This is a genomic window from Prevotella sp. S7 MS 2, from assembly GCF_000762865.1.
Taxonomy (GTDB): domain Bacteria; phylum Bacteroidota; class Bacteroidia; order Bacteroidales; family Bacteroidaceae; genus Prevotella.
Genome location: NZ_JRPT01000059.1, coordinates 1 through 11,019 on the forward strand (window position 1 = coordinate 1; position 11,019 = coordinate 11,019).

8 protein-coding genes, 1 tRNA gene and 2 pseudogenes are annotated in these 11,019 nt (G+C 39.9%); 2 read left to right on the top strand and 9 right to left on the bottom strand.

Annotated features, from left to right (window positions below; all coding sequences use genetic code 11):
- Positions 1-98 precede the first annotated feature (98 nt).
- Positions 99-183: transfer RNA gene (locus tag HMPREF0671_RS09510), tRNA-Leu, on the top strand.
- A gap of 106 nt (positions 184-289) precedes the next feature.
- On the opposite strand, the pseudogene HMPREF0671_RS09515 reads toward HMPREF0671_RS09510, so the two are convergent.
- The 9 genes and pseudogenes from HMPREF0671_RS09515 to HMPREF0671_RS09550 all read right to left on the bottom strand — a co-directional run.
- A pseudogene (locus tag HMPREF0671_RS09515) lies at positions 290-1,449 on the bottom strand (restriction endonuclease subunit S).
- An 11-nt stretch (positions 1,450-1,460) separates the two neighbouring features.
- Positions 1,461-2,621 (bottom strand): YhcG family protein, encoded by a 1,161-nt coding sequence (locus HMPREF0671_RS09520; protein WP_036899934.1) that lies wholly within the window; start codon positions 2,619-2,621, stop codon positions 1,461-1,463.
- Positions 2,622-2,626: 5 nt separating this feature from the next.
- Entirely contained in the window at positions 2,627-4,048 is a 1,422-nt protein-coding gene (locus HMPREF0671_RS09525; protein ID WP_036899936.1) for a class I SAM-dependent DNA methyltransferase, read from the bottom strand.
- A gap of 3 nt (positions 4,049-4,051) precedes the next feature.
- A complete protein-coding gene (locus tag HMPREF0671_RS09530) occupies positions 4,052-6,763 on the bottom strand; it encodes a DEAD/DEAH box helicase family protein (protein ID WP_036899938.1) in 2,712 nt (903 codons plus the stop codon).
- Between the two features lie 14 nt (positions 6,764-6,777).
- Positions 6,778-6,921, bottom strand: coding sequence for a hypothetical protein (locus HMPREF0671_RS12330; protein ID WP_156958402.1), 144 nt, complete (start codon positions 6,919-6,921; stop codon positions 6,778-6,780).
- Between the two features lie 99 nt (positions 6,922-7,020).
- Entirely contained in the window at positions 7,021-7,401 is a 381-nt protein-coding gene (locus tag HMPREF0671_RS09535; protein WP_036899940.1) for a hypothetical protein, read from the bottom strand.
- A gap of 117 nt (positions 7,402-7,518) precedes the next feature.
- Positions 7,519-8,346, bottom strand: a complete 828-nt coding sequence (locus tag HMPREF0671_RS09540) for a GIY-YIG nuclease family protein (RefSeq protein WP_036899942.1) — start codon at positions 8,344-8,346, stop codon at positions 7,519-7,521.
- An 87-nt stretch (positions 8,347-8,433) separates the two neighbouring features.
- Positions 8,434-8,637, bottom strand: a complete 204-nt coding sequence (locus HMPREF0671_RS09545; RefSeq protein WP_006949100.1) for a helix-turn-helix transcriptional regulator — start codon at positions 8,635-8,637, stop codon at positions 8,434-8,436.
- Between the two features lie 116 nt (positions 8,638-8,753).
- A pseudogene (locus tag HMPREF0671_RS09550) lies at positions 8,754-9,174 on the bottom strand (site-specific integrase); the annotation flags it as partial.
- Positions 9,175-9,315: 141 nt separating this feature from the next.
- On the opposite strand from HMPREF0671_RS09550, the gene HMPREF0671_RS09555 reads away from it, so the two are divergent.
- Positions 9,316-10,863 (top strand): L-lactate permease, encoded by a 1,548-nt coding sequence (locus tag HMPREF0671_RS09555; RefSeq protein ID WP_036899944.1) that lies wholly within the window; start codon positions 9,316-9,318, stop codon positions 10,861-10,863.
- Positions 10,864-11,019: the final 156 nt, after the last annotated feature.

Genomic DNA, 11,019 nt, shown 5'->3' on the forward strand with positions numbered 1-11,019 from the left:
TGGCCTTACGATATACTTAGAATAATCTCAAGTTTTCGCAAAAAAAGTTTGCTGGAACAAAAAAAAGAATTACCTTTGCAAACGTCTTTACAAGCCATGCCCAGATGGCGGAATCGGTAGACGCGCTGGTCTCAAACACCAGTGGAGCAATCCATCCCGGTTCGATCCCGGGTCTGGGTACCACAAATCCCTTGTAAATTATTGATTTACAAGGGATTTTTCTTTCTTAAAGCGTACTAAAAGTGTACTTTGTAACAAAACAATGAGAAAGGTGTACTGTTGTAATTTTTCAGCTCTTAGTTTTATATTTAATTAACGACAGCTCTTCCCTTTTATTTTGTTTCCTTCCCTTCTTTGGCTTTTGGTACTTATTACGCATATATTCGATATTACGCATAATAGAAGTCGCACTAATACCAACAGCAGAAGCAAGTTCCATCTTGGTTATATAGGGATTTTCTGTCATTAGCTGCAAAATGGTAATACGATTTTGCGTTAATTTATCACCATTTCTAATGCTTTAGCCACTGCTTTTTCTACTATCATCTCTCGCTTATCAGTAACCTTAGTTTGTTTTTCAGTAACCCTATCAGATACCTTTGCCGGCTCATCGCTCGGGTCTTGTGGCACGAGTTTGCCATGGATAGCGAGGTCGAGGATTTTGCCCTTGGCTTGTTTGATTGATGTTTCCAAATTTTCCTTGCCCTGCTCAATTGCATCAATCAAAGCAAACCATCGCTCAATCTCTTTAATTATTCGGAGTTGCTCTGCGAGAGGGGGTAAAGGTATTACTGTTTTCTTTATATCTACTAAGTGTAAATTGGGTAATCCTATACCTGTTAAATGGCTGTTAAATTGTTCTTTACAGAAATCACTATTTATAACTTGATGTAAGTATTGTGGGCATACATTTTTGCTTGGGCGTATGACTGCTAGTGTTACATAAATATCAAAGACTCGTGAATCTTCTACAATTGCAGCAACTCCAGTTGTTCCATTTTTCGCTAATAAAATATCATCTTTTTGAGGAGCTACTCGTTTGTATAATACCTCATGTAGTTCTCTTGTTATATATTTTATGTTGCTCCAATTTATTTTTTGACTTGTAACATCTTTTGATGAAATAAAAGGAACGCCTTGCTCTTTATCTGTATAAGTAGGCGTCTGGTGAGTACCATCAGTTATTGGAATAATACAAAGTTCAGGCAATGTTGTCCACACCCACCCCCGTGGCACCTCAAACGGCACATCCTGCTCATAATGGTGCGTATCGGAAGTTTTCACGGTCTTTCGACTGCGCTTTATCTTTCCTTCTGAGATTAAGCGTTCTTTTTCAGCACGGATGCGCTCAAGAAGAACTGATGCTGGCTCATCATTAGGGTCTTGAGGTACAAGCTTGCCGTGAATGGCAAGGTCTAATATCTTTTGTCTTAATTTCTTTGTGTCCATTATCTACCAAATTAATCATTTGCATTGTGTTTCTCTTCCAAGAATAGGTTGCAATATTCATTGAGCTGCTCTTGCATACGCTCTTGCGGAATAAGAATACGTTTGTATTCTGTTATCAAAGTTGGACTCATACTACGGCTCATCGCGTATTCTACCACCATTTTATCTGCATCAGGACATAACAGAATGCCAATAGAAGGGTTTTCGTTGCTACGCTTTACATCACGATCAAGGGCTTCGAGATAAAATTCCAACTGTCCGAGATCACAAGGATGAAACTTTGTCTTTTTTAGTTCTACCGCAACAAGTGCTTGTAACCCACGATGGAAGAACAATAAGTCTGCTTTGAAAGTTGATGCGCCCACATTGAGATTATACTCTTGATCCATAAAGATAAAATCTTTACCCAACTCAAGGATAAATTGCTTCATGTGTTCTATCAGCCCTTTCTTAAGTTTTGTTTCACTATGTTTTTGAGGTAATCCGAGGAAATCAACAAACAAAGTGTCCTTAAATACAACAGGAGCATTAGGATAAGTTTGCAATAAGCCTTTCGATATATTCTTTTTATCGCCTAACAATGTTGCGTAGGTCTGGTTGGTAATGCTACGCTGAAGCTCTCTTTTTACCAAATGCTCTTTGTGAGCATACAGAATATAGAACAACCGTTCTTCACTGCTTTTACAACGACACAATATCTCTATATGATTCGTTAAAGTGGTAAGAGTGAGGAGTTTGGGAAATTGTCCAATTCTTGGCTGGACAATTTGCATAGGAAAAACAGTTGTACCTTGGTTTGTCTGTGCTAGGGAGGGATTATTAATTTGTGCAGTTTTTGGCTGGACAAATTCTTTAGATAAGTATTGTGATGCCGTGGATAAAAATCTTTCAGAGGAGTATTCCTCGTAGAATAGTACCATATTGTATATGCTACTTCTGCTATACCCTTTCAGCTTTGGTTGTTTGGTACGGATATATTCAGAAAGTTGAATAACAACTTTGCTACCCCATTCTTCCGATTTTAATTTATGGGAAACATAACCTCCCACATTCCAAGCCATAAGCAGCGTTTCTTCGTTCACCGCTCTTGAAGCACGGCTCTGATGCTGCAAAATGATGTTGATTACCTCATCAAATTGCTGCTCTTGACTTAATATAATGCTGCTATCCATTCCGTTTACTCTTTAATTCCCCTCATTAACTTCTGCAATTCAGCTACTGCCTTACTGATGTTGCTGGCTTGAGTTGTGATATTTGTCATTAATTCATCTAACGTAAATTGTTCTTCCTCTCCACCAGCCTTAATCCACGTAATATCAAGACTTGTTTTGTCGCGAGCCATAATGTCCTCCACCGTATATTTGCGCCATCTACCATCACGAGCAGTATCTTCGTTATAGGTTTCGGCACGAGGATTAGCATTGTAGCAGACTACAAAATCATCAAGATGATGACGTTGCAACTTATTTGTTGCCAATGTGTGCTTCACATCTGTGCGATAATCATAGAACCAAATATCCTTTGTTGGTTGCCCTTTTGTGAAAAACAACACATTAGCTTTAACTCCTTGTGCATAGAAAATACCAGTGGGCAAGCGTAAGATGGTGTGCAAATTGAAGTCGCTCAATAGTTTCTTGCGGATTGTTTCGCCTGCACCACCTTCAAACAGCACATTGTCAGGAAGTACCACTGCAGCACGCCCACCTGTTTTCAGCATCAACATCATGTGTTGCAAGAAATTGAGCTGATTGTTTTTAGTCTCTACATAGAAATCGGGACGATTGATGTCCACCGAACCAGCGGGACGAGTTCCAAAAGGAGGATTGGCAAGAATTACATCTACCAAAGTTTCAGGCTCTTTTTCTAAACTATCTTCGCACGCAATAGGGCTACGGTCTGTCCCAATGCCATGCAAATATAAGTTCATCGAAGCCAAAGTTACAACTAATGGAGTGTTATCAATGCCATGAAGTGCCTTATTATTTAAGAATTCACGTTTGTCCTTATCTTGTGATTGCTGTTTCATACTATCGTATGCAGCCAACAAGAAACCTCCTGTGCCACATGCCGGATCGCAAACGGTTTCGCCAATCTTGGGTTTGATACAATCTACCATTGCCTGGATAAGAGGACGAGGCGTAAAATACTGCCCTGCACCACTTTTCTTATCTTGACCATTCTTCTCCAAGATTCCTTCATAGATAGCACCTTTTACATCGCCATCCATAACAAGCCACTGCTCTTCGTCTATCATTGAAATCACTTTCTTCAGATAAACAGGCTTATCAATCTTATTTTGTGCCTTAGTAAAGATTGTACCTATCAGATTGTCTTGCTCGCTAAGAATTTTCAGTGTCTTCTCATATTGCTCTATCAAGTCTAAACCATCAAGTTCTATCAGATTACGCCAACGATAGCCTTCAGGAATAGAAGATATTTCCTCAAACAATTCCTCATTCTCCGCATCCATTTTGAGAAAGAGAAGATAGGTAAGTTGAGTAACATAGTCGGTGTAGCCAATACCCTGTCCTGATAGTGTGGTCGCTAAATTCCAAACCTTTTTGGTAAGTGTTTGCTCTGTTGATATATTTGTTGCCATTTGTTAAGCTATTTTTCTGTAAATGATAAATTGTGATAATGAAGCCAAAGCTTCGTTTGCTATATTTTTCCCACCAAAGGCACGGATAAGTTGCGCCGCTTGTGTCTTATCATTGTCTTTAATCTCTGTAATTGTGCAATACCCATTCGATGCAATATAGCTAAATACTTGTTGCATCACTCCAATCTGTTCTTCTGTAAGAGGTCGTTGGTTTTGTCCACACCACAGATTAAAACGTTGGTTGGCAGATGGATACAAGCTTTCGAGCCTTTCTATCTGGTGAAAAGCATAACGCACTAACTGGATAATGTTTGTAAGAGCTTCTTTTTCCTCTTTTGTAGAACTATGTTTTACCATTTGGGGATTAATGATAGCGTAGGAGTTCCATAGCAATGAAGTATTGAACTTATTACTTGCAAACTTCAATTTATTCTCCAAATCTTTTAGTATTTCATAGGTAAGAGGTTCGCCTTGATTATTGTAGATGATGCGCAAAGCTTCTATTTCATCTTTATGTTCCTCACAATAGGCTTCAAAAGCCGAAGTGGTGGTTTGGGCTTCTTCTTGTGAGAATCCCTTTGATATTAGCGTGTCCTCGCCCGGCATCAAGGTCTCAATAAAACCTGCATTGAGTATCAACAGGAATTCTCTTGCTTCCGGGTGATTTGCAATATTACGCACTAAGGCTTTGCGCTCTAAGTTTGGCGCATTGACATCAATATACTCGGGAAGCAAGTCGTTTTCAAATGCTGCAAAGATGTCAGATGCAATATCCATCATGCTTTGATGAGCCAAACCAAGAAATTTTTCACGGTCTGTTTCTTCACATTTATGACTGATACGAGATAAGCGACTTGCTAATAATCTCAAATTGTTATCATTTACATTACCATGCGTTATTTTCTCCAAAAGTTCTTTCAAGGACATTAGTTTGGAGGTTGCTCCCTCAGATGGTGAAGTTATAACTTTCTCGTGTTCGGTAACTCCAATAGCATCCACCAAGAAGAAGCAATCCTTACTGTAAGCGTTGGGCGTTACATTTCGTAGTTGCTCATCGCCTATGGTACGTACGCCTCGTCCTTTCATCTGAATATATAACGGTTCTGATGCCACATCACGCATAAACATTACCACTTCAAGGGGTTTAATGTCAGTACCTGTTGCCACCAATGTGCAAGTTACGGCGATACGAAAATCTTTATCATTACGGAACTGTCGTATCAGCTCATTGCTATCACCTGCCGAATAAGTTATCTTTTGTACGAAACGATTATCATCGTGTCCAAATACCTCTTTTGCTATTTGCACGATATTAGTTGCATGATTTTCATTGAGTGCAAATATAAGTGTCTTGGGCAGATAATCCATATTGGGTTCTCGCTGCGGTTCAGTAAATATTTCAGTATATACCGCATCACGATAGGTTTCCAATATCAGCTTAATCTGTGCAGGGTTGATGATACTACGGTTAAGTTCCTCACGAGTATAATTTTTTGTTTCTTGGTTGTTAATAGTCTGAACTTGCCCCGTATAGCATGTTTCTCTTTTTACTTTATCGCCTTCGAGAATAGCACCGCCATTCTCTGTTGCTTGCGTTTTGATACGATAAACACGACAATCGACATTTACGCCATCAACGATAGACTTCTCCAGCGTATAGTTTACGATGATATTGCCATTGAAGAAAGCCTTCGTCTCAGGAACAGGTGTTGCTGTTAATCCTATCAACTTTGCTTTTGAGAAATAATTTAGGACTTTCTGCCAATTACCATAAATAGAACGGTGGCACTCATCAATAATTATCATATCAAAGAAATCTGAAGGAAGATTAGGATTCTCTGGGAGTATTATTTCTTTATCTTCTATTTCTTCATCGTCCTCATCATTATCGGTAATTTCGTCACCCTTTAACAATGAAAAAAGTCGTTGTATAGTGGATATTACCACATTGCTATCCGTTGGTACAATTGAAGACTTCAAGCGATTAACCGTAAAAATAGTATTGAATGGATCGCCATTCTCTGTTAAACGGAATGTACCAAATTCGGTTTCAGCCTGCTTGCCCAAATTATTCCTATCCACCAAAAACAAGATGCGCTTCATTGGCGTGAAAGCTAACATGCGATAGGCAGCCAAACAAGCAGTATAAGTCTTCCCCGCACCTGTTGCTAAAACCATCAAAGCACGATTTTCACCATTACGAAACGATTGCTCTAATTGAGTGATTGCCTCATATTGACACGCGCGCAATCCTTTAGGGCTCAATGTGGGCAAGCCAACATAATCATCTTCCAAGCCTAATAACTTTTTAACTTCTTTGGGAGTATGAATTTTCTTACAATACTCAAATTCAGAATTACTCTTTCGAGTATCATAAAACATCAGGTCTCTACTATTAGCAACATAGGCAAGGGGTAAAGGTGTATTAGGAAACCATGCTTGACACCACTTAGGACAACTACGGGTATATAAGCGAGCTTGTTCTTGCACAATATCAGAATTTATATCTGTTTCAATGCGCTTAGCTTCCAATACTCCTACTGCTTTGCCGTTAAGAAACAATAAATAATCGGCTTCCCTATTGCCAACCATCAATCCTTCCCTGATAGCCACAGCCGTCATATTTGGAGCATACTTATCTCTATCAACGACTTTCCAGCCTGCTTCTTCAAACATTCTGTCAATGATAACTCGTGCCTTTTCTTCTGGGTTCATATTTTCTACGGTTCTTATAAATACATATTATCGGAAGTTATAGAAATGATTTTTGCAAATGCAACGGTGGTAATAGCCAATGCTTTAGGATCAATTTGAATGCTTTTGCAATCAAAAGTCTGGTCTTCCTTGCGGGTTGTTATTTCTTGTATTGTCATACTGTCCGATTATAAGATGCTTAAAAATATCTTGATAGATTAAGTGAAACAAAAAAGAAAGCTTTAATAAAATTTTATCACTGCGACTTCAAAGATAATCTATAATTCAGAATTATTTAATTCCATGGCTTTAAATTTTTGTAGTTCCTTCTTGTCTTGCATTATATTTAACAAGATAGCATCCCTATCTATCTTTGTTTTTCTACACATATCTTTTCTAATTAACACCATAACATCCAAAAAGCTATCCAGTTGCTTATAGGTACTTGCCTCCGTAAAAGAACTTAAATAATTGTTCAAAGCGAAAACTACGTCATCTGTCCCATACATAATTAACTCTTTCTTTGCATCAAGAAGCTTATTACGCATATCTTTGTTGCTAACATTCCTATTATCCTTCGTGTTTTTAAACATTTCATAGAAGAAATCATAAAGTTTCGCATAGGCAGAGTATCTTTTTTCAGACAGTTGCCCTTCCATAATTTTTATTCTCTCAGTTTTACGATGAAGCAAAGCACCTCAGTAAGCGCACATTAAAGTAACCACTATACTTATAAGCCCTAATATTACATTCATATCCATTTCGATATCTTTGTTTTATTCTAATTGTTTTCTATACACCGAATTCAAAGTGTTTCCATCTTTATCTTTCCAAACAAGCCAACCATTATTACTACTTCCTATACAGAAATCGGCAGCAGTGCTTGGACTATTAAAAGTTGTATCTGAACTCAATTCTAATTTCCCATTAGAAGAGTGCGTATATTCGCTCAACATCTTTTCACGCTTATTTTTCCATTTAAAAGACGGAGAAGAAGAACTCACTATAGTACTTCCTTTCAACACTGTGAAACCTTTACTATGATAAAACCCTTTTGCGTTACAGCCACGCCCTTTGGTAAAGAAAAGATGTTCCTCTTTAGGCTGCGCAATATCAAAAATATTGCAACCTATGAACGAAGTCAGGAACTTCACGTCCTCGAAAAACTCATCCATATCGTCCTTTCTATATTCTGGAAGATTAGGAGCTTTAGGTGTCTGCTTGTTTTCATTTAGCACAAAAGAGTTTGAAACCTTCGCCTCCACTATCGCTTTATGCTCCAAGTATTGCACATCAGCTTTAGTCATTGCTGCATCTTTAGAAATAAACAACAAGGCTTTTTGCCAAAACGCCTTCTTGCTATCGTGGTCTCTCACCCGTTCACGAAAGTTCTCTGTCTCCCCAATATATGCTTTTGGTTTCGTCTCTTCGTCTTCACCCAATAGAATGTAAAAAGCCGGCGTCTGCAATTCTGTCCGTTCATTCAAGATTGAAAGATTTGAACGTGGAATTACATACATCTGACAAATTTTATTGCTGATAAACACATATTGTGTTCCTTTTGGATCAGCATCTATCAAATATGTTGTTACCGTTTTTCCCATACTTACCTTTTTATTCTTTAAAATACTCTTATCCTTACACCCTTTTATGAGAAGTAGATAATAATTTTACCACCCTATCATTATACCTTATTCTGTCCACAACAAATCATCAACTCTCACTCCCAATATCTTTGCCAACTGAATGAACATTTCTACATTGGGTTGGGCAACATTCGTTACCCATTTTGATATAACTGTAGGATCTTTATCCAAGATTTCTGCCAGTTGTTTATTGGTCATTCCTTTTTCGGCGAGAACCACTTTTAGACGGTTTATTTTCTTGCGTTCCATACTTATGCAACTTGATTACGCCATAAAATTACTCATTATTTCTTAGGATGTATGTATTTTGAGCAAAAAGATGGTCGCATCTAATCAAAAAAATGTTTTTCAATTCATCTTTCTTATTACAACTTCAATTCTGGCAAACTATTGATAGCTTCCGATTTCAACTTATCCACAGCACGAGTATATTTCTCGGTATGCTTCAATCCGCTATGCCCCAAAAGACTTGCAACGGTCTTGATATTGGCACCATTATTCAGGATGTTCACGGCAAAGGAGTGGCGGGCACAATGCCAGCTGATGTGCTTATTGATTCCTGCACGCTTTACCCATCGCTTCACCGACTTACTGTAATTTTCATAGGAAGGGAGATTGAAAAGAGAAGTATTCAAATCATCCGGTGCTTCACCAAGCCAATATGAGCAAACCATCATTCAAAGGGATAACGACCCCATTATTGGCAGAATGTCCTTTGGTCTTATTCTGCTCAAACTTCAAAAGGTGGTTGGTGTAGTCGATATTTTTATAGGTTAGGTCTTTCAGCATCAATTCATGGCGAATCTAGGGAATAAAATTCATGTTTTAACACTCGATATACGATAATTCAATGAGAATGTAATAACTTTGAGGGTGTTTTATGATAATCTAATTATTAACCTGCTGTTTTTACATATTATACAACTTATGGCTGCTATTATCGCTATTATTCCGATTGTACTGCTCTTCGTCTTGATGTTGGGATTGAAGATGGCAGGGCACCAAAGTGCATTTATTACTCTCCTTGTTACCATTGCGTTAGCTCTTTGGGTAGCCCCCACTATGGGGTTCGCACCGCAAAATTTCACGACAATGGGCGTGGGGTGGGCTGTTGTCGAGGGTATTCTCAAAGCCGTATTCCCCATCCTGATCATCATCTTAATGGCTATATTCAGCTATAACGTGCTAGTGGAAAGCAAGGAGATAGAGGTCATCAAGAATCAATTCACATCGTTCTCCGACGACGACGGCGTCACGGTGCTCATGCTGGTATGGGGATTTGGCGGACTCTTGGAAGGTATGGCCGGCTTCGGAACGGCCGTAGCTATTCCGGCAGCTATTCTTATCTCACTCGGCTATAAGCCTATTTTCTCGGCTTTGGTGGCATTGATAGCCAATACAGTACCCACCGGTTTTGGTGCCGTAGGTGTGCCTGTCATCACCCTTTGCAACGAGGTGGCGCCGGGCGGAGCGGCAGCTCCCGAACTCATACGCGAGGTTGCGACCTACTGTGTGGTACAGCTCTCCCCCCTCTTCATTATTCTTCCGTTTATCATCCTCACCCTTACCAATCGCAGCCACAGCGCTATTGTACGCAACCTGCTGCTCTCGTTGTGGGTAGGTGGGGTATCATTACTCACGCAGTATGTCGTTTCCATGTTCCTAGGAGCCGAGACTCCAGCCATCATAGGCAGTGTGGCAGCCATCATAGCTCTTATCATTTATTCTAAACTATTTGCTCCGAAGAAGGATAAGAGCACAGTAAAACATTACACGCTCGCCCAAACATTCCGCGCATGGAGCGTCTATCTCTTCATCCTCTTGTTTATCTTACTCTCCGGGCCATTGTTCCCTGCCATCAACGGCTTCTTGAAATCGCATTTGGTAAGCCACGTAGCCCTGCCCATCTATACGGCAGGAACTACATTCAATTTCGGTTGGATTAGCAATGCCGGCCTTATGTTATTGCTCGGTACGGTGATTGGCGGACTCATCCAAGGTTTGTCGCCTCGCCAACTCCTTGTGATTTTGGCCAAAACAACAGTCAACTTGCGCAAGACCGTTATCACGATTATCAGTTTGGTATCTATCGCTTCGGTGATGAACTACGCGGGTATGATAGTTGTCATCGCCTCGGCTTTGGCAGCAGTCACAGGACAATTATACCCACTCTTTGCTCCGCTCATCGGTGCTATCGGCACATTCGTCACGGGTAGCGATACTTCTTCCAACATCCTTTTTGCCAAATTACAGGCCAACGTAGCCCATCAATTGGATTACAGTGATCCTAATTGGCTCGTTGCAGCCAATACCACGGGTGCCACAGGCGGTAAGATGATTTCGCCGCAGAGTATTGCCATTGCCACAGCGGCATGTAATATGCAAGGTCGCGATGGCGAGATTCTGCGTGCAGCATTGCCTTATGCCATCGGATACATCGTCATTGGCGGACTCATGGTACTATTGGCTGTATAATATAACATCCATAACGCTATTCACTTCAAAACTCATAGGCTTGCTGCAGGGGTGAGGCAACATTGCTGCCTAGCCGCTGCAGCATTACTGAATGGGCTAGACAGCATCGCTGGGGAAGCTTGGCAGCAACCTCATCTCAATCACCTACAGCCCCAT

Excerpts from the sequence above, each read along its gene's own strand:
- HMPREF0671_RS12330 (WP_156958402.1), bottom strand. The coding sequence starts at position 6,921 with ATGACAATACAAGAAATAACAACCCGCAAGGAAGACCAGACTTTTGAT.
- HMPREF0671_RS09545 (WP_006949100.1), bottom strand. The coding sequence starts at position 8,637 with ATGGAACGCAAGAAAATAAACCGTCTAAAAGTGGTTCTCGCCGAAAAA.
- HMPREF0671_RS09530 (WP_036899938.1), bottom strand. The coding sequence starts at position 6,763 with ATGAACCCAGAAGAAAAGGCACGAGTTATCATTGACAGAATGTTTGAA.
- HMPREF0671_RS09525 (WP_036899936.1), bottom strand. The coding sequence starts at position 4,048 with ATGGCAACAAATATATCAACAGAGCAAACACTTACCAAAAAGGTTTGG.
- HMPREF0671_RS09555 (WP_036899944.1), top strand. The coding sequence starts at position 9,316 with ATGGCTGCTATTATCGCTATTATTCCGATTGTACTGCTCTTCGTCTTG.
- HMPREF0671_RS09520 (WP_036899934.1), bottom strand. The coding sequence starts at position 2,621 with ATGGATAGCAGCATTATATTAAGTCAAGAGCAGCAATTTGATGAGGTA.
- HMPREF0671_RS09535 (WP_036899940.1), bottom strand. The coding sequence starts at position 7,401 with ATGGAAGGGCAACTGTCTGAAAAAAGATACTCTGCCTATGCGAAACTT.
- HMPREF0671_RS09540 (WP_036899942.1), bottom strand. The coding sequence starts at position 8,346 with ATGGGAAAAACGGTAACAACATATTTGATAGATGCTGATCCAAAAGGA.